This is a genomic window from Arthrobacter sp. SX1312, assembly GCF_002929295.1.
GTDB lineage: Bacteria > Actinomycetota > Actinomycetes > Actinomycetales > Micrococcaceae > Arthrobacter_D.
In genome coordinates this window covers 96687-115089 of the sequence record NZ_PJIM01000001.1, presented here as the reverse complement: position 1 = coordinate 115089, position 18403 = coordinate 96687, and the positions used below count along the sequence as shown (strand labels likewise).

Annotated in this window: 12 protein-coding genes and 1 pseudogene; 7 read left to right on the top strand and 6 right to left on the bottom strand. The window is 70.8% G+C overall.

Annotated elements, in window-relative coordinates; all coding sequences use genetic code 11:
- Positions 1 to 4: 4 nt before the first annotated feature.
- On the top strand, positions 5 to 997 hold the full coding sequence (locus CXQ92_RS00490; RefSeq protein WP_104164323.1) for a M56 family metallopeptidase: 993 nt from the start codon (positions 5 to 7) through the stop codon (positions 995 to 997).
- Positions 998 to 1004: 7 nt separating this feature from the next.
- Here the strand turns inward: CXQ92_RS00490 and CXQ92_RS00485 are convergent, their stop codons facing one another.
- Positions 1005 to 3110 (bottom strand): type IIA DNA topoisomerase subunit B, encoded by a 2106-nt coding sequence (locus CXQ92_RS00485; protein WP_104164321.1) that lies wholly within the window; start codon positions 3108 to 3110, stop codon positions 1005 to 1007.
- Positions 3111 to 3352: 242 nt separating this feature from the next.
- Between CXQ92_RS00485 and CXQ92_RS00480 the strand changes: the two genes are divergently transcribed.
- Complete coding sequence (locus tag CXQ92_RS00480; protein ID WP_104164319.1) at positions 3353 to 3574, top strand: hypothetical protein; 222 nt, start codon at positions 3353 to 3355, stop codon at positions 3572 to 3574.
- A gap of 175 nt (positions 3575 to 3749) precedes the next feature.
- Here CXQ92_RS00480 and CXQ92_RS00475 read toward each other — a convergent pair whose 3' ends face one another.
- From CXQ92_RS00475 to CXQ92_RS00460, 4 genes and pseudogenes are all read right to left on the bottom strand, one after another.
- Positions 3750 to 4892 (bottom strand): RNA polymerase sigma factor, encoded by a 1143-nt coding sequence (locus CXQ92_RS00475; RefSeq protein ID WP_258069614.1) that lies wholly within the window; start codon positions 4890 to 4892, stop codon positions 3750 to 3752.
- A 378-nt stretch (positions 4893 to 5270) separates the two neighbouring features.
- A complete protein-coding gene (locus CXQ92_RS00470) occupies positions 5271 to 6671 on the bottom strand; it encodes a DUF4192 domain-containing protein (protein ID WP_104164315.1) in 1401 nt (466 codons plus the stop codon).
- A gap of 78 nt (positions 6672 to 6749) precedes the next feature.
- Positions 6750 to 8081 (bottom strand): nitrate/nitrite transporter, encoded by a 1332-nt coding sequence (locus CXQ92_RS00465; RefSeq protein WP_104164313.1) that lies wholly within the window; start codon positions 8079 to 8081, stop codon positions 6750 to 6752.
- Positions 8082 to 8289: 208 nt separating this feature from the next.
- A pseudogene (locus CXQ92_RS00460) lies at positions 8290 to 9183 on the bottom strand (proteasome assembly chaperone family protein); the annotation flags it as partial.
- Positions 9184 to 9356: 173 nt separating this feature from the next.
- On the opposite strand from CXQ92_RS00460, the gene CXQ92_RS00455 reads away from it, so the two are divergent.
- The 5 genes from CXQ92_RS00455 to CXQ92_RS00435 all read left to right on the top strand — a co-directional run bounded on the left by CXQ92_RS00455 (position 9357) and on the right by CXQ92_RS00435 (position 16134).
- Positions 9357 to 10904 carry a leucyl aminopeptidase gene (locus CXQ92_RS00455; protein WP_104164309.1) on the top strand — a complete coding sequence of 516 codons (1548 nt, stop codon included), beginning with the start codon at positions 9357 to 9359 and terminating at the stop codon, positions 10902 to 10904.
- 271 nt (positions 10905 to 11175) lie between these two features.
- On the top strand, positions 11176 to 12558 hold the full coding sequence (gene lpdA / locus CXQ92_RS00450) for a dihydrolipoyl dehydrogenase (protein ID WP_104164307.1): 1383 nt from the start codon (positions 11176 to 11178) through the stop codon (positions 12556 to 12558).
- 153 nt (positions 12559 to 12711) lie between these two features.
- Positions 12712 to 14526 (top strand): 2-oxoglutarate dehydrogenase, E2 component, dihydrolipoamide succinyltransferase, encoded by a 1815-nt coding sequence (gene sucB, locus CXQ92_RS00445; RefSeq protein WP_104164305.1) that lies wholly within the window; start codon positions 12712 to 12714, stop codon positions 14524 to 14526.
- A gap of 136 nt (positions 14527 to 14662) precedes the next feature.
- Positions 14663 to 15094: an OsmC family protein gene (locus CXQ92_RS00440; RefSeq protein ID WP_104164303.1), complete on the top strand. Its 432-nt coding sequence runs from the start codon at positions 14663 to 14665 to the stop codon at positions 15092 to 15094.
- 143 nt (positions 15095 to 15237) lie between these two features.
- Positions 15238 to 16134 carry a TIGR01777 family oxidoreductase gene (locus CXQ92_RS00435; RefSeq protein WP_104164301.1) on the top strand — a complete coding sequence of 299 codons (897 nt, stop codon included), beginning with the start codon at positions 15238 to 15240 and terminating at the stop codon, positions 16132 to 16134.
- An 18-nt stretch (positions 16135 to 16152) separates the two neighbouring features.
- On the opposite strand, the gene CXQ92_RS00430 is transcribed toward CXQ92_RS00435, so the two are convergent.
- A complete protein-coding gene (locus CXQ92_RS00430; RefSeq protein ID WP_146067328.1) occupies positions 16153 to 18288 on the bottom strand; it encodes a serine/threonine-protein kinase in 2136 nt (711 codons plus the stop codon).
- Positions 18289 to 18403: the final 115 nt, after the last annotated feature.

The window sequence follows — 18403 nt, the reverse complement described above, 5'->3', positions numbered from 1 at the left end:
CCCCGTGTTCTGGGCCTCCTACCTGCTCGCGGCGCTCGCGATCATCCTCGCGTGGCCCGCACCCATCGCGCTCTCGCGGGCCGGCTGGCCGGCCAGGGCGCCCTTCACGGCCATGGTGCTGTGGCAGTCGATAGCCCTGGCCGGCGGCCTGTCCATGATCGGCGCCATGCTGGTCTGGGGCCTCGAGCCCCTCGGCGACAATCTCGTCACGGCCTCGGCGGCGTTCCTCGACATCCTGCTCGCCGACGGGTCGGCCGAATCCCTCGGCGTCATCCACGTCTTCGCGATCAGCGCCGCGATCCTCCTCTTCGGGCACCTCGTCTTCACCCTGGCCCTGACCTTCGTGCGCATCCACCGGCAGCGCCGGCGGCATCGGGACATGCTCACCCTGCTCAGCTCCCCCGCGGCCGGTCAGCCCGCGACGCTCGTCATCAAGCACCCCGCGCCGGTCGCCTACTGCCTGCCCGGCGGTGCCCGCTCCGTCACCGTCATGTCGGACGGACTGATGGACCTCCTCAGCCAGGCGGAGCTCGACGCCGTCCTCACGCACGAGAACGCGCACCTGCACCAGCGGCACCATCTGCTGCTCTGGGCCTTCGCGGCCTGGCGGGCGGCGCTGCCGTGGTTGCCCACCTCACGCCTCGCACAGCAGGCCGTCAGCGAACTGATCGAGATGCTCGCCGACGACGAGGCCCTGCGCCATGTGGACGAGCCGACGCTCGTCCGTGCGATCGCCATCGTGGGCGCGGGAGCTGCGCCGTCGACGCCGGACGCCCTCGATGATGCGCTGGCCGACGAGAGCGGCATCCCCCTGACGACCGCCAGGGCGGTATCCGGCGGGACCTCCGACGTGACCTCGACGGTGCCGCGCCTGCGCCGCCTGCTGAGCCCCCTGCCGCCCCTCAGCCTGATCCAGCAGGGACTCGCCCTGTCCTCCGCCGGATTGCTGCTGGTGATTCCTCCGCTGCTCCTGGTGGCCCCCGAGCTGCTGGGCTGAGTGCCCGTCAGGCGTCGATGCGATCCCGGTCGAGGGAGGCCGCTCCCGCGACGATGAAGTCCTTGCGGGGCGCGACGTCGCTGCCCATCAGCAGGTTGAAGACGCGTTCGGCGGATTCGGCCTCCTGGATGCGGACGCGTCGCAGCGTCCGGTGCCGCGGATCCATGGTGGTCTCCGCGAGCTGGTCCGCGTCCATCTCCCCGAGCCCCTTGTAGCGCTGGATCGGCGACTTGTAGCGCTTTCCCTGCTTCTCCATGGACGCGAGGAGCCGCGTGAGTTCCGCCTCCGAATAGGTGTAGATCATCTCGTTGGCCTTGGAGCCCCCGTTGATCACCTCGACCCGGTGCAATGGCGGGACGGCGGCGTACACCCGGCCGGCCTCCACCAGCGGACGCATGTACCGGAAGAACAGGGTGAGGAGCAGCGTCCTGATATGGGCGCCGTCGACGTCGGCATCGGTCATCAGGATGACCTTGCCGTAGCGTCGCGCGTCCAGCTGGAAGCTCCGCCCCGACCCCGCCCCGATGACCTGGATGAGGGCGGCGCACTCGGCGTTGGAGAGCATGTCCCCCACCGAGGCCTTCTGCACGTTGAGGATCTTGCCCCGGATCGGCAGCAGCGCCTGGTAGTCGGAGGAACGGGCGTTCTTCGCGGTACCGAGCGCGCTGTCACCCTCGACGATGAAGAGTTCCGACCGCTCGGCGTCGTCGATGCGGCAGTCCGCGAGCTTCGCCGGCATGGAGGAGGTCTCGAGTGCGTTCTTGCGCCGCTGGGTCTCCTTGTGGACCCGCGCCGAGATGCGGGACTTCATCTCCGCGACGACCTTCTCCAGCAGCAGCGCCGACTGCGCCTTGTCGTTCCGGGACGTCGAGGACAGCCGCGCCTGCAGCTCCTTCTCGACGACCTTGGCGACGATCGCCCGGACGGCGGAGGTCCCGAGGATCTCCTTGGTCTGGCCCTCGAACTGCGGCTCGGCGAGGCGCACGGTGAGGACAGCCGTCAAGCCGGCGAAGACGTCGTCCTTCTCGATCTTGTCGCTACCGGCCTTGAGCTTGCGCGCGTTGGCCTCGATGACCTTGCGGAAGGTCTTCAGGAGCGCCTGCTCGAAGCCGCTCTGGTGCGTGCCGCCCTTGGGGGTCGCGATGATGTTCACGTAGCTGCGGACCGTGGTCTCGTAGCCGATGCCCCAGCGCAACGCGATGTCCACCTCGCAGTCGCGCTCCACCTCCGCCATGTGGCTGTGCCCGCGGTCGTCGAGGACGGGCACGGACTCCTTGAAGCGACCCGACCCGTGGAAGCGCCACACATCCGTCACCGCAGCGTCGAGCGCCAGGAACTCGGCATACTCGGAGATGCCACCGTCGTGCTGGAAGACCTCCTCCACGGGCCCGGACTCCGCCGGCGTGCCCGGGAGCCTCCGCTCGTCCCGGAGCGTGATGCGCAGGCCCGGCACCAGGAAGGACGTCTGGCGGGCGCGGGTCTGCAGTTCCTCGTAGGAGAACGTGGCGTCCGGCGTGAAGATCTGGCGGTCCGCCCAGTACCTGATCCGCGTCCCCGTCACACCGCGCTTGGCCGTCCCGACGATCTCGAGGCGCGACCCGTCGAGGAAGGGCTCGAAGGGGGCGGTGGGCGACGGCGTCCTGCCGTCCTTGAAGATGCCCGGCTCACCACGGCGGAAGGACATGGCGTAGGTCTTGCTGCCGCGATCGACGAAGACGTCCAGGCGGGAGGACAGCGCGTTGACCACGCTGGCGCCGACGCCGTGGAGGCCACCCGAGGCCGTGTAGGAGCCGCCGCCGAACTTGCCGCCGGCGTGCAGCTTGGTGAAGACCACCTCGACGCCGGTCAGGCCGGTCTTGGGCTCGATGTCCACGGGGATGCCCCGGCCGTCGTCGTGGATCTCCACGGAGCCGTCGGCGTGCAGGATGACCGTGATGCTCTGGCCGTGGCCGGCCAGTGCCTCGTCGACCGAGTTGTCGATGATCTCCCACAGGCAGTGCATGATGCCCCGGGAGTCCGTGGACCCGATGTACATCCCGGGACGCTTGCGCACCGCCTCGAGGCCCTCGAGGACCGAGAGGTGCCGGGCGGTGTAGTCCGAGGTGGGGGTCACGGTGTATCAGTCTCCTTGGCGGAACGGGCACGATCCCGGACAGGCGTCAGGAGGGTGGTTGCCGGGATGGGTGGCCCCAGTTTATTACCTCGCACCGACAGGAACCGGCAGGAGCCGTCGTCGGCGTCCCCCGGACGTGACCCATACCTCTGATACGCCGCCAGCGAAAGGGGGCCCAGCCTGCGAAGGAGCGGCGACGAATAGTGGTTATATGAATACACGATCCACATGAGGAGGCATTCATGACCACTGCAGTAGCCACTCGCGAGCTCACTGCCCTGGACCGCTGCGATCGCTGCGGCGCCCAGGCCTACGTTCGGGCAGTCCTTCAGTCCTCCGGTGGAGAGCTTCTGTTCTGCGGCCACCATGCGCGCGCCGTCGAAGCTAACCTCAAGCCACTCACGTCCGAGTGGCAGGACGAGACGCAGCGGCTTCACGCGAAGCCGGCCCTCATCGGCGACTGACCGCCGCAGGGACCACCGACCACGAAGACCATGAGGCGCCCCGTGTACAGGCGCTGACGTACAGGGAAAGGCCCGCTCCGGACGGAGCGGGCCTTTCCCTGTCATGGGGCCTCCCAGCCCCATGACGAAGGGCCCCTCCCGCAGGAAGGGCCCTTGGCGTAAGGAGGCTCGATGGTCAGTCGAGGTAGTCCCTCAGGACCTGGGACCGGGAGGGGTGGCGCAGCTTCGACATCGTCTTCGACTCGATCTGGCGGATGCGCTCACGCGTGACGCCGTAGACCTTGCCGATCTCGTCCAGCGTCTTCGGCTGGCCGTCGGTCAGCCCGAAGCGCATCGCCACGACGCCCGCCTCCCGCTCGGAGAGGGTGTCCAGCACCGAATGGAGCTGCTCCTGCAGGAGGGTGAAGCTCACGGCGTCGGCCGGGACCACGGCCTCGGAGTCCTCGATCAGGTCACCGAACTCCGAGTCGCCGTCCTCGCCGAGCGGCGTGTGCAGGGAGATGGGTTCGCGGCCGTACTTCTGGACCTCGACGACCTTCTCCGGTGTCATGTCGAGTTCGAGGGCGAGTTCCTCGGGGGTGGGTTCGCGGCCGAGGTCCTGCAGCATCTGCCGCTGGACGCGGGCCAGCTTGTTGATGACCTCCACCATGTGGACGGGGATGCGGATGGTACGCGCCTGGTCCGCCATGGCACGCGTGATCGCCTGGCGGATCCACCAGGTCGCATAGGTGGAGAACTTGAAGCCCTTGGTGTAGTCGAATTTCTCGACCGCACGGATCAGCCCCAGGTTGCCTTCCTGGATGAGGTCCAGGAAGAGCATGCCGCGCCCGGTGTACCGCTTGGCCAGCGACACGACCAGGCGGAGGTTCGCCTCGAGGAGGTGGTTCTTGGCACGCTTGCCGTCGTGGATGACGAACTCGAGTTCGCGCTTCAGCTTCGGGTCCATGTCCGGATCCGCGGCGATCTTCTCCTCCGCGAAAAGACCGGCCTCGATGCGGAGGGCCAGATCCACTTCCTGCTCCGCGTTCAGCAGGGCGACCTTGCCGATCTGCTTCAGGTAGTCCTTGACGGGGTCCGCGGTCGCGCCGGCGGACACGACCTGCTGCGCGGGTGCGTCGTCGTCGTCGGCATCGGAGTAGACGAAGCCGGTGCTCGTCCCGACCTCGGGGGTCTCGGGCTTCGCGTCCTCGGCGTCGACGTCGACCTCGACGGCGGGATCCGGTGTGTCGACGGCGTCCACGGAACCCTGGGCATCCGCTGCCGAGGCCTTCGCTGCAGCGGCCGAAGCGGCCTTGGTCGCCGGCTTCTTGGCCGCCACCCGTCGCTTGGTAGTGGTGGTACCAGCGTCTGGCGACGCCGGTGCTGCTGTCTTCTTGACCGACACAGAGAACCTTTCGTACGGCGGTGTGTGGCATCGTCAGAGGGACAACACCACTATGACCCTGTCAAGTCCGCGCTCGATACCAGACGGATACTGCTCGGGTCAGTTCCCAAGGGAACAGTCCTGCAGCCCTCGCTATTCCTCGGGAGCCGCCCTTCGGCAACAACCCGCGTGGAAACGCTCGGTGAAGTTCTGGTGCACGGACCCAACCGGGTCTCAACTTTCATTGTCTCACGGCTCGCCGTTCCGCCGGAAATCACCCCGGCCGCCGGTGGCCGGCTCCTGCCGCCGTTCCCGAGGGTCCGGCCGACGGCCTCAGGCCGCGTCATGCAGGGCCGTCGCGGCCCCCGCCGTCCACGCCGTCGCACGGCTCCGGGCCCACGCCGGCAGCCCGCCGCGGCGCAGGAGTTCGTGCAGCAGGCGTGCGAGGCGGTAGCCGGGCACCGCCTGCTCCGCCGCATCCAGGAAGACGGCCGCGCGCGATCCCCGGCCCCGTGCGTATTCGAACCAGGCGCTCATGGTCAGGGCCGCGGCACGGGACTCGCCCTCCGATACCGCCGCGCGCCGCGCGAGGAGGACGCTCATCGCATCGACGCGGCCCCAGGCGATCGCGCCGGAGTACCTGCCGGCCAGCACATCCGCATAGAGCAGCGCCTCGGCGCCACAGGGAGCAGGTCCTGCCGTCGGCGTCGCCTCGGACCCGGAGTCCCCTCCGGCGCCGGCCCCGTCCGTCCGGAGGGCGGCGATGGCGCCCTGGAGCGGACCGGCGCTCCGCACCTCCGGCAGGACCCGCGCAGCGCCGGGCCGTTCCCCCTCCGGTGCTGTCGACGGCGTGTCGGCCCACGCCTCCGACGCGAGCAACCCGCAGGCCGTCGCGCCGTCGAGGGCTGCCGCGGACCCGAGGCACGCACTGGCGAGGAGGAAGTCGCGGACCGCCCGCGACTCGACGCTCGCCAGCAGGAAGCCCGCGACGTCGGGCTCGGCCTCGACGTCGAAGCCCCCCGCGCCGGGCAGGACGGCGTCCCACAGGGCCGACGTCGCGCGGAACTGCCCGGGCGCCGTCCACCGGCCTGCGCAGCACGCGGCATAGTGCGCCCGCGCGCCTTCGACGGCCCGGACCGCCGGGTCGGGGGCAGCCGCGCCCGGGACGTCCCGTGCGGCAACGGAGGGCGCGGCACGGAGGACGGCGTCGGGCGCGGATGCGTCGAACGCACTCCCCCCGAAGACCAGCTCTGCGTTCAGTGCGCTGTGCGCCACGGTGTCGAGGGGCTGGCCCGGCCAGGGGCAGCACTCCTCGTCCGTGCAGAAGATGTCGCGCCACCCTGACCGCCCGACGAACCAGCCGCCGCGGACGGGGAGGCCTGCGGTGCCGAGGACCGTCTCCATGGTCAGCACCAGGCCGCTGCGCGGTGCCGGGGCGTATCTCTCCCAGTGCTCCTCCGTGTACACCACGATCAGCGTGCCGTCGGCGTCGACGTCGCCCTGCAGGAAGGAGAGCACGCCGTCGGCGAACCCGAGCGGATCCGTCCCGGCGCCGGGGAGGTCCACGCGCAGCGTGGCCCCGAGCCTCCTGCCGCTGGTCGTCAGGACCACCAGGCTCTCGTCGGGCATGAAACCGAGGGCGTGCGGGATGTAGGAGAGGATGTCGGCCGGTGAGGTGACGACGAAGGACGGTGACGCCGGGGTGCCCGACGCGGGGCTCGTGGGAGATGACATGCCGCCAGCGTCCTCGGGTCGCCTGCGGGGCGCACGGGGGTCCGGGACTATGTGGACAACTGCCGCGGGGCTGCCCTCCTACTGGTTCCGGGCGGCTCTCTGCTCCCGGCGTCGCCGGCGTTCGCGGGCCAGGGCATCACGGAGCGGCGGGACGACGACCCCCTGCTCGGCCATCCTCCGGCGGACCCTCCGCCGCGCGATGACGACGGCGATGGCGCCGACCGCGACGACGAGGAGCTGCACGGACATCGCGAGGCGGAAGGACGGCAGGGCGTACAGGTCGCCCTGCGAGAACCCGGTGGCGAGCAGGACGTCGAGGACGGTCCCGATGGCGAACATCGTCAGCAGGGACGCCATGAAGCCGCCGATGTTCACGATGCCGATGGCCGTACCCATGCGTGCGGCAGGGTTGAACGTGCGGGCGAAGTCGAACGCGATCATCGACCCCGGCCCACCGACGGCGAGCGCCACCACCAGCAGGGTCAGGAGCGGGAGGGGCGCGGGTCCCGGGTAGAGGAGGACCGCCAGCCAGGCCCCGGCCATCAGGGCGGCGATCGCGAGCACCATGGTGGAGCGACGCAGGGGATGCCGGCCCACGTAGCGGCCGAGGAACGGGCCGCAGACGATCCCGACGGCGACGAACAGGGTCATCAGCGCGGACGCCGCGCCTTCTCCCACCTTCTCGGCCCGCACCAGGTAGGGGTAGCCCCACATCAGGACGAAGACGGTGCCGGGGAACTGGATGGTGAAGTGCGCCCACAGGCCGAGCCGTGTGCCGGGCTGCTTCCAGGCGGCGGCGAGGGAGGTCCCGGTCTCCCGGATGGTCTGGGCGCTCCGCGGGCGGACGACGGGCGAGTCCCGGATCAGGCTGACCGAGAGGACGACGGCGAGGGCCGAGAGCGCGGCGGCGGAGAGGAACGCGGACTGCCAGCCGAAGGCGGAGAGCACCGCGACGAACGGGATGACCGAGACCACCTGCCCGAGCTGGCCGATGATCCCCGTCCACTGCGTCAGGACGGGGATGCGGCGCGGTTCGAACCACGCGGGAAGCAGCCGGAGCACGCTGATGAACGTCATGGCGTCCCCCGCCCCCACGAACAGGCGGCCGGCGATGCCGGCCCCCACGGAATCCGCGAAGGCCAGCTGCGCCTGCCCCAGCGCCATGAGCACGCCGCCCGTGACGATCAGCGTCCGGGGGCCCCAACGGTCGACGAGGACGCCGACCGGCACCTGCAGTCCGGCGTAGACGAGCAGCTGGACGACGGTGAAGATCGACAGCTGCGAGGCCGAGGCGCTGAAGCGGTCCGTCGCCTCGAGGCCGGCCACGCCGAACGTGGTGCGCTGCGTGACGGCGACGAGGTAGGCCGCGACCCCTGCCGCCCAGACCAGGAGTGCCCGCGAAGAATTCACCCGCCCATTATCCCGTGGGAGATGCGCCGTCCGGTCCGTCGTCGTGCCGGTCGGAGGCGCCGGGCTTCGGCGCGGCGCCGGTCCCGGGAGAGGCGTCCTCGTGGTCGGCGCCACCGTCCTCGGCGCCGGAGCGGTCGTAGTCGATGGGCGTGGTCCCCAGGAACTCGGTGTCCCAGAGCAGCGTGGACTCCTCCTCCGCCTGCGGGCTCGCGAGGTAGGCCTCGACCGCGGCACCCAGCTCCTCCGCGCTGGCGAGCTCGCTGTTGTCCTTGACCAGCAGCGACTTCCGGGCGACGCCGTCGGCGTACTCGTCGTAGCGCTTCTCGAGCGAGGAAACCACGGACTGCACCTCCGTGGAATTGCCGACCTGCCGGGCGATCTGCCGCTCGACGTCGCGCCCGGTCTCCCGCAGGCGGTCGGTGGGCAGCACGAGTCCGGCGGTCGCGCCCAGGTATTCGAGGCCCGCCACGGCGGCTGGAGGGTATTCCGCCTCGGCGAGATAGTGCGGCACGTGGATGACGTGCCCCACGACGTCGTGCCCGGCCTCGATCAGGCGCAGTTCCAGCACGTGCCCGATGGAGGCCTGCAGCTCGGCGGTGGGACGCCAGGCGTTCATGCCGTCGATGAGGTCGGAACGGTTTCCGTGCAGCGTCACGCCGATCGGCCGCGTGTGCGGGACGGGCATCGGGATCGCGTGGATCCACGAGGTCATCGGCACGTCCAGGTCCTCGACGAGTCCGACGACCGCGCTCGCGAAGCGCTCCCATTGGAGGTCCGGCTCGGCGCCGGTGAGCAGCAGGAAGGGCTCACCGAGTCCGTCGTACAGGCGGTGCAGTTCGAGCCGGTGCGGCCGGTAGTCCGTCAGGTGGTCCTCGGCGAAGGTGATCCTCGGGCGGCGTCCGCGGTAGTCCATGAGCTGGTCGGCGTCGAACTCGGCGACGGGCTCGTGCTCGAGCACCTCGAGGAGTTCCTCGCTGACCTGCGAGACGACCTGCCCGGCGTCCATGAAGCCGGTCAGGCTCACCAGCAGGGGCAGCCCCCTGCTCCCGGGGTCGTCGAAGACGTCGGTGTCGGTGGTGTACAGGGTTCGTGGATCCAGCATGGCTCTCTCCTCCGGTCAGGTCCTGCTCTCCTCAACACCACCCGCGCCGCCTTCATTCCGGGCCGCCGCGGCGTAGAGACTACGATCGTCAGGACGGTTCCCGGACCACCGGATACCGGGACCACCTGCGACGCCGATCCGGACACGCATCCGGACACGAGGAGACAGATTCCGTGATCAGAACCACCGAACTACACCTGACCGCTTCCGCGAAGGACCTCAAGAAGATTCCGAGCGACGCGCTCGTGATCGCGGTCGCCAAGGGGGCCGACGGGCCCGTCCTGCTCGACAGCCCGCTCCCCGCGAAGGCCGCGCGTGCGCTCGGGGACTCCCTGCAGGTCCTCGGCATCACGGGTGCCGCGGACGAGGTCCGCCGCTTCCCCGGCCTCCCCGAGACCGGTGCCGATTCGCTGGTGCTCTCCGGCGTCGGACCGGTGTCCGCCGGAGCGGTGCTCCCTCCCGAGACCCTCCGCCGCGCCGCGGGCGCCGCGATCCGCCAGCTGACCGGACTGGAGACCGTCGTCCTCGCCCTGCCGGCCGAGACCGTCGTCGCCGCGACCGCCGTCGCGGAGGGCGCCGCCTTCGGCGCCTACAGCTACGAGGGCCACAAGTCCGGGCTCAAACCGGACGGCACGGTCGCCCCGGCCAAGGACCGGGACGCCGTCCGCAGCGTCGTCGTGTACACGCCCGTGGCCGACGACGCCGGGCTCGTCCCCGCGCTGCGGCGCGCCGTCATCCTCGGCAAGAACGTCAACGCCACGCGCACGCTCGTGAACCAGCCGCCGAGCCACCTCTACCCGGAGACGTTCGCGCAGGCCGCGAAGGAGCTCACGCGCGGCCTGCCCGTCAAGGTCACCGTGATGGACGAGAAGCGCCTCGAGCGTGACGGCTACGGCGGCATCCTCGGCGTCGGCAAGGGATCCTCCCGGCCCCCGCGCATGGTCAAGGTGGAGTACTCCCCCGCCAGGTCCGCCGTGCACCTCGCCCTCGTCGGCAAGGGCATCACCTTCGATTCCGGCGGACTCTCGCTGAAGCCCGCCGCGGGCATGCAGACGATGAAGCTGGACATGGCGGGCGCCGCCGTCGTCCTGACCACGCTCCTCGCCGTCGCCGAACTGGGCCTGCCCGCCAAGGTCACCGCCTGGCTGTGCCTCGCCGAGAACATGCCCTCCGGGACCGCGCAGCGCCCCGAGGACGTCCTGTCGATCTACGGCGGGCGGACCGTCGAGGTCCTCAACACCGACGCGGAGGGCCGCCTCGTCCTCGCCGACGGCCTCGCGGCCGCCAGCGAGGAGGCACCCGACGCCATCATCGACATCGCGACGCTCACGGGCGCACAGATGGTCGCCCTCGGCACCCGCGTCTCCGGCGTCATGGGCGACGACGGCGTGCGGGACGCCGTGAAGGCCGCGGCGGACCGGGCGGGCGAGCAGTTCTGGCCCATGCCCCTGCCCGAGGAACTGCGCCCCAGCCTCGACTCCCAGGTCGCGGACATCGCCAACATCGGCGAGCGGAACGGCGGCATGATGACCGCCGCGGTGTTCCTCCGCGAGTTCGTCGGGCAGGTCGACGGCGAGAAGATCCCCTGGGCGCACCTGGACATCGCGGGACCGGCCTTCAACGAGGGCGCGCCGTACGGGTACACCCCCAAGGCCGGCACCGGCGTCGGCGTCCGCACCCTGCTCGCGTACGTCGAGGACGTCCTCGCCCGCACCGCATAGCACCCCGCGGCGCCGGACCGCACGCCGGTCCGGCGCCCCGCGTGTCTGGTCCCCGCCCCTCCCCGGGCCGGGTGAGAATGCGCACATCCGCGAACTGCGGCGTGCAGCGCCCGCGCTTGAGGTGGATGCGGACCACATCTGGGGATAGGGTGAAAAACGAGGGTACGAAGCACCTGCGACCGCACCGCGACCGCATCAGTCATCGATTCATCAACCGATCTATCAACCGACGCGCCCTGCGCGTCAACAGACCACGCGAGGGAGCGTCCAAGTGGCCGCATCGGCAACTGCGCAAGAATTCGACATCCTGGTACTGGGTGGAGGCAGCGGCGGATACGCTGCAGCCCTCCGCGCGGTGCAGCTGGGCTTCACGGTGGGGCTCATCGAGAAGGGCAAGCTCGGCGGCACCTGCCTCCACAACGGCTGCATCCCCACGAAGGCGCTCCTGCACTCCGCCGAGATCGCCGACGGCGCCCGCGATGCCGAGAAGTACGGTGTCAAGGCGACGTTCGAGTCGATCGACATGAACGCCGTCAACGCGTACAAGGACGGCATCATCGCGGGCAAGTACCGGGGCCTGCAGGGACTCATCAAGTCCAAGGGCATCACGGTCATCGAGGGTTCGGGCAAGCTCGCGTCGGAGAACACCATCGACGTCGACGGCACCGTCTACACCGGCAAGCACATCGTGCTGGCGACCGGCTCCTTCTCGCGCAGCCTCCCCGGCCTCGAGATCGGCGGCAAGGTCATCACCTCGGACCAGGCCCTCACCATGGACTTCGTGCCGAAGACCGCGATCATCCTCGGCGGCGGCGTCATCGGGTGCGAGTTCGCGTCCGTCTGGAAGTCGTTCGGCGTGGACGTCACCATCATCGAGGCCCTCCCCTCCCTCGTCCCGAACGAGGACGCCTCGATCGTCAAGAGCTTCGAGCGGGCGTTCAAGAAGCGCGGCATCAAGTTCAACACCGGCACCCGCTTCAAGTCCGTCGAGCAGAACGAGGACGGCGTCGTGGTGTCGCTCGAGGACGGCAAGACCTTCGAGGCGGACCTCATGCTCGTCGCCGTCGGACGCGGACCCGTCACGCAGGACCTCGGCTACGAGGAGGCCGGCCTCACCCTGGACCGCGGCTTCGTCATCACCGACGAGCGCCTCCACACCGGCGTCGGGAACATCTATGCGATCGGCGACATCGTCCCCGGCCTGCAGTTGGCCCACCGCGGTTTCCAGCAGGGCATCTTCGTGGCGGAGGAGATCGGCGGCCTGAAGCCCGTCGTCGTCGCCGACCTGAACATCCCCAAGGTCACCTACAGTGATCCCGAGATCGCCTCCGTGGGCTACACCGAGAAGGCCGCCCGCGAGAAGTTCGGTGACGACCGTGTGGAGACGCACGAGTACAACCTCGCCGGCAACGGCAAGAGCTCGATCATCGGCACGGGCGGACTCGTGAAGCTCGTCCGCGAGAAGGACGGCCCGATCGTGGGGGTCCACATGCTCGGCAGCCGTATGGGCGAGCAGATCGGCGAGGCGCAGCTCATCGTCAACTGGGAGGCCTACCCCGAGGACGTCGCCCCGCTCATCCACGCGCACCCCACGCAGAACGAGGCCCTCGGCGAGGCCCACCTCGCCCTGGCCGGCAAGCCGCTGCACGGCTGACGCACAACCCTGCAGGCACCGCACCGGCTTGGTCCACGCCCCGAGGGCGTGGACTAAGCTCGGAAGCAGAAAAACCGAGCACGTCCAGCTGAGCAGGCCCGCACGTCGACCAGCTGCCAAAGGAACGATCTACGAAGGAGAAACGGGCGCACTATGTCTGAATCCGTGAACTTGCCCGCTCTCGGTGAAAGCGTCACCGAAGGCACCGTGACCCGCTGGCTGAAGCAGGTCGGTGACCGTGTCGAGGTCGACGAGCCCCTCCTCGAGGTCTCCACCGACAAGGTCGACACCGAGATCCCGTCCCCGATCGCCGGTGTGATCGAGGAGATCCTGGTCGCCGAGGACGAGACCGCCGAGGTCGGCGCCCCGCTCGTGCGCATCGGTGACGGCTCCGGGAGCAGCGATGCAGGCAGCGCCGACTCCGGCGCCGCCCCGGCCTCCGAGGAAGCCCCCGCCGAGGCAGAGCCCGAGGAGGAGTCGGCTCCTGCGGCCGCCGAGTCCCCCGCCGAGGAGTCGTCCGCCGGATCCTCGGAGGAGTCGTCGGAGGGCACCGAGGTCACCCTCCCCGCTCTCGGCGAAAGCGTCACCGAAGGCACCGTCACCCGCTGGCTCAAGGCCGTCGGTGACGACGTCGAGGTCGACGAGCCGCTCCTCGAGGTCTCCACCGACAAGGTCGACACCGAGATCCCGTCCCCCGTCGCTGGCAAGCTCCAGGAGATCCGCGTCAACGAGGACGAGACCGCCGAGGTCGGCGCGGTCCTCGCCGTGATCGGCTCCGGGGCTGCCGCGCCCAAGAAGGTCGAAGCCGCTTCAGGCGAACCGCTGGCCGCGGCACCCGCCGAGGAACGCGACGACGCTCCGGTCGAGAAGGCCCCGCAGGCCGCCCCGTCCGACGACGACGGCGCGCCCGCAGCAAAGCCCGCCCCCTCCGAGGACGAGCCCGCCCAGAAGCCCGTCGAGAAGGCCGCCCAGAAGCCCGAATCCGCGCCGGCGCAGGAATCCGGAACCTCGGACGCCGCAGCCTACGTGACCCCCCTCGTGCGTCGTCTGGCCAACCAGAACGACGTCGACCTCTCGACCGTCAAGGGCACCGGCGTCGGCGGACGGATCCGCAAGCAGGACGTCCTCGAGGCGGCGGAGGCCAGGAAGGCCCAGAAGGCGGAGCCCGCGGCAGCAGCGTCCGCCCCGGCCCCTGCTGCCGCCGCACCGTCGAAGCCCGCGGCCCCCGCCGTCGAGCCCTCGAAGCTGCGCGGCACGGTCGAGAAGGCCCCTCGCATCCGGCAGACGATCGCCAAGCGCATGCGCGAGTCGCTCGAGGTGTCCGCCCAGCTCACCCAGGTGGTCGAGGTCGACATGACGCGCATCGCGAAGCTGCGGACCGCGTCCAAGGACACCTTCCAGGCGCAGAACGGCGCGAAGCTGACCTTCCTGCCCTTCCTCTCCAAGGCCGTCACCGAGGCGCTCAAGCAGCACCCGAAGCTGAACGCCTCGTTCGACGAGGAGAAGAAGGAAGTGACGTACCACGACGCCGAGCACCTGGCGATCGCGGTCGACACCGAGAAGGGTCTGCTCGTCCCGGTCATCAGGGACGCCGGCAACCTCAACCTCGGCGGTCTCGCCAAGAAGATCGCCGACGTCGGCGCACGGACCCGCAACGGTCAGATCGGTCCGGACGAGCTCTCGGGCGGCACGTTCACGATCACGAACATCGGCTCCGCCGGAGCCCTGTTCGACACGCCGATCATCAACCAGCCGCAGGTCGGCATCCTCGGGACCGGCATCATCGTCAAGCGTCCCGTGGTCATCACCGGCCCCGACGGCGACGACACGATCGCGATCCGCTCCATGATGTACCTGAGCCTGACCTACGACCACCGCCTCGTGGACGGCGCGGACGCGGGTCGATTCCTGCAGACGCTGAAGGCACGCCTGGAGGCCGGCGCGTTCGAGGCCGACCTCGGTCTGTAGCGCCTGACCGGCCACCCGGTCGCAGGAGAAGCCGCTTCCCGTGAGGGAGGCGGCTTCTCCTGTTCTCCCCCGCTCCCTAGGATGGGACCGAAGCACCGGATGCGACCTCCGCGTCCGTTCCACAGCAAGGAGAACCATGGCTACCGTTCGTACAGCCCACACCGTCTGGAGCGGGGACCTCCCCACCGGCTCAGGCCAGGTCACGCTCGACTCGTCCGGCCTCGGCACCTACGACGTCACCTGGAAGGCCCGCGCAGAGCAGTCGGGCGGCAAGACGAGCCCCGAGGAGCTCATCGCGGCGGCGCACTCCGCCTGCTTCTCGATGGCGTTCAGCCTCGCCCTCAGCGAGGAGGGCAACATTGCCGAGCGCATCGAGACGAAGGCGGAGGTCGACTTCCAGCCCGGCACCGGGATCACCGCCATCCGCCTCACGGTGGACGCCACGGTGCCGGGCCTGTCCGAGGAGGACTTCCAGCGCCTCGCGCAGGCCGCCAAGGAGGGCTGCCCCGTCTCGCAGGCCCTCGCCGCCGTGAAGGACATCTCGCTGACCGCCACCCTGCAGGGCTGAGCCCTTCCATCCCGCAGGACGAGGGACCCCCGGACGGCGTCCGGGGGTCCCTCGTCCTGCGGCGCCTGCCGTCGTCCCGGCGAGGCCGCCCCCGCACGGCGGCTCCGGTACCGTTCCCCCGTGACAAGTGGTTCGATGGGAGCATGCGTATCCTCCTCGCCGGCGCGTCCGGGACCATCGGTACTGCCCTCGCCCGCAAGCTCGAGACGGACCACGAGGTCCGACGCCTGGTGCGCAGGGCGCCGAAGGGTCCGCAGGAGGTCCGGTGGAACCCGTCCGCCGGGGACCTCGACGTCGACGCCGTCGAGTGGGCGGACGCCGTCATCAATCTCTCCGGGGCGGGCATCGCGGGCGGACTCTGGACGAGGCGCTATATCGAGACGCTGTACTCGTCGCGCATCACTGCCACCAGGACCCTCGTCGAGGCGATGCGGAAGGCGGCCACCCCACCCACGGTGTTCATCAGCCAGTCGGGGTCCAACTACTACGGGGATCGGGGCGACGAGGTGCTGACCGAGGGCTCCACCTCGGGTGACTCCCTCATGGCCGATATCTGCCGGCGCTGGGAGGCGGAAGCGCTGCGCGCTCCCGATGCCGTGCGCGTCGTGCTCACCCGGACGGGCGTCGTGATGGCGAAGCAGGGCGGGGCCCTGCCCGCGCTCCTGACCCCGATCCGCTTCTTCGCCGGTACGTCGCTCGGCTCCGGCCGCCAGTGGTGGCCCTGGATCAGCCTCGACGACGAGGTCCGCGCCGTCGAGTTCCTCCTCACCGCGCCCCTGTCGGGTCCCGTCAACGTCAACGCGCCGACGCCGTCGACCGTGGACACGATCACGCTGCAGCTCGGCCAGGCATTCCACCGACCGGTGTGGTTCCGCGTCCCCGGCATCTTCCTGAAGCTCGTCATGGGGCAGCTCGCCACGAACCTCCTGCTGGCGAGCGTCCGCATGGAGCCCCGCGCGCTGACCCGGGCCGGCTTCACCTTCGACGAGCCCACTCCGGAGGCCCTCGCCTCCTGGGTGCACCGCACCGTGACGTCCTGACCCCGCGGACGGCACGGCTCAGGCGGGCGGCGCGACGACGGAGTGGATCCGCCACCCGTCGGCGGACCCCCACAGGATGAAGATCAGCTCCTGCCGGTCGGCCGCCATGAGCGGGCCCGGCCCGGATCCCTGTAGGGCCGGTGCCGACGCCGTCTCGGTGTAGGAGGACAGCGCCGCCGTCGCCCGGACCACGGACACCTCGGTGGATCGCGGCGGATCGGTGACCGCCGGGAGGGTCGCGAGCGCCGGGAGGTCTGCCAGCTCCGCGTCCGTCAGGGCGGCCGGGTCCCGGATGTCGATCGACAGGTCGCGCAGAGCCCTGCCCGTCCCGGCGAGCGCACCGACCGCTTCCCGATCCGCCGCCATCGCCGGCGACCCCGCGACGTCGACCATGGTGAGCAGGTCCGGATCCGCCTCGGCGAAGGCCCGTGCCCTCGCGTCGGCCAGTCCATGCAGCGCGACGGCGGGATCACCGGGTCGTGCTGCCCGGTCCGTGTCGGGGCTGCCGGTGCCCGTCCCGTCCCGGGCCGGGTCCGCGCCCGGCCGCTCCTTCCCCCCGCCGGTCTCGCTCCGATCCGACGGGCCGGGGTCCGCAGGGTCCGGCCCGGGATTCGCCGGGGCCCCGCCGGGGACGGCACCGGGAGCGGCGCCGCGCACGGCGTCGGGTGCGGCGTCGGGTGCACGACCGGCCGCCGGCTCCGTAGAACGGACGACGTCGAGGGTCAGGGCCATCCCTGCCACGAGCAGCACGACGGCGGCGACCCCGGCCAGGAGCGCCAGCACGCCCCGGGTACGCCGCTCCCGCGAACCGGAGCGGCCCCGCTGCCGGGACACCGGGCCCGCTCGACGGGAAGCAGGGGCCTGTCCTCGACCCCGACGGCGTCCTCCCCGTGGCCGTGCTCCCGGCACGGATCCTCCTGGACTGCGTGGTCCCCGGAGCCGTGCTCCCCGGGAGCTACCTCCGGGCAGGCGTTCTGCGCGCACGGCCCCCGGTCCACCCCCACCGGCGGACGGGCGGATGCCGCCCGGCCGCCTCCACCGGGACGGCGGATCGCCGGGAGGCGGGTCGGCCCGTCGGGTCAGCAGCTCCGGCAGGACGCTCGCATGCACCGCCGGCACGAGGTCGACGGGAGCCGGCGCCGAGCCGGCCAGCAGGCCGCGGGCGAAGTGGTCCGCGGTGGGGCGTCGGTCCCTGTCGGAGCTCAATGCATCCTCGATGAGCTGCATGAGCTCCAGGGGTACCTCCGGGACGATCAGTGCGAGCGGCGGCCGCTGCTCGGCGGGTCCGGGGATCCGGCCGGTCAGGGCGAACCAGGCCACGGCCGCCAGGGCGAAGACGTCGGCGCCGGCGTCGAACGATCCGTCGTGGAGCGGATCGAGGAAGCCGGGGGTCCCCGCGACGCCGTCCCGCCCGGCTCCCAGGAGGCGTCCGGTCCCGACATCACCGAGGAGTGGCTTGCCCTCGGCCGTGAAGAGGATGTTCCCCGGCGTCACGTCCCCGTGCAGGGCGCCGGCGCCGTGCAGGTAGCCGAGAGCCTGCGCCACCGGGACCAGGGCTGTCACGACCTCGGGGATCGGCAGCGGTCCACGGCTCGTGACGAGGGCGAGGAGCGAGCCGCCCGGGGCGAGGTCCATCAGCAGGCCGGGGCCCTGGTCCGTCTCGACGACGCCGTGCACCCTGACGAGGTGATCATGGGTGAACCGCTGCAGGAACCTCAGTTCGCGCACGAGGACGCTCATGCCCACGCCGCCCCCGACGCCCGATGACGGGGAGGGCGCCGCAGCACCGTTCGACCCCGCACCGGAGGCGGGCGACGGCGCAGCGCCGGTGGCAGCGCGCCTCCCGCGACGGCTCGGCACCACGGCCCGCTCCGCGCCTCGTCCCTCCGCGGCACCTGCAGGAACCGGTGCGAGCACCTTCAGGGCGAGACGCCGACCCTCGTCGTCTGTCACCAGCCATACCGCGGAGGATCCGCCGCGTCCCAGAAGACGCCCGACCCGCAGTCCCGGGACGGCCGGCCGCTCTGCGTCGTCGGGATCCGCGCTCACCGTCCCGTCCGGTCTGTTGGGCGGGAATGCGGCATCCCCCGCCGCAGTGCCCGTCGTCGTGCCTGCTGAAGGCCTCGCCGCCATCGACCCGGTGTCATCGTCCATGGTCCAGTTCTAGGGCACGCGAGCCGTCCGCAGGGGTTATCCACAGCCCAGCCGGCGACGCGCTCCAGACCCGATTGCAGCACTAGAACATTTGTTCTATTTTTAATGCACAGTT

Bases quoted from the DNA above. Each gene is read 5' to 3' on its own strand.
- CXQ92_RS00480 (WP_104164319.1), top strand. From the start codon at position 3,353: ATGACCACTGCAGTAGCCACTCGCGAGCTCACTGCCCTGGACCGCTGC.
- CXQ92_RS00470 (WP_104164315.1), bottom strand. From the start codon at position 6,671: ATGTCATCTCCCACGAGCCCCGCGTCGGGCACCCCGGCGTCACCGTCC.
- sucB (WP_104164305.1), top strand. From the start codon at position 12,712: ATGTCTGAATCCGTGAACTTGCCCGCTCTCGGTGAAAGCGTCACCGAA.
- CXQ92_RS00440 (WP_104164303.1), top strand. From the start codon at position 14,663: ATGGCTACCGTTCGTACAGCCCACACCGTCTGGAGCGGGGACCTCCCC.
- CXQ92_RS00435 (WP_104164301.1), top strand. From the start codon at position 15,238: ATGCGTATCCTCCTCGCCGGCGCGTCCGGGACCATCGGTACTGCCCTC.
- CXQ92_RS00430 (WP_146067328.1), bottom strand. From the start codon at position 18,288: ATGGACGATGACACCGGGTCGATGGCGGCGAGGCCTTCAGCAGGCACG.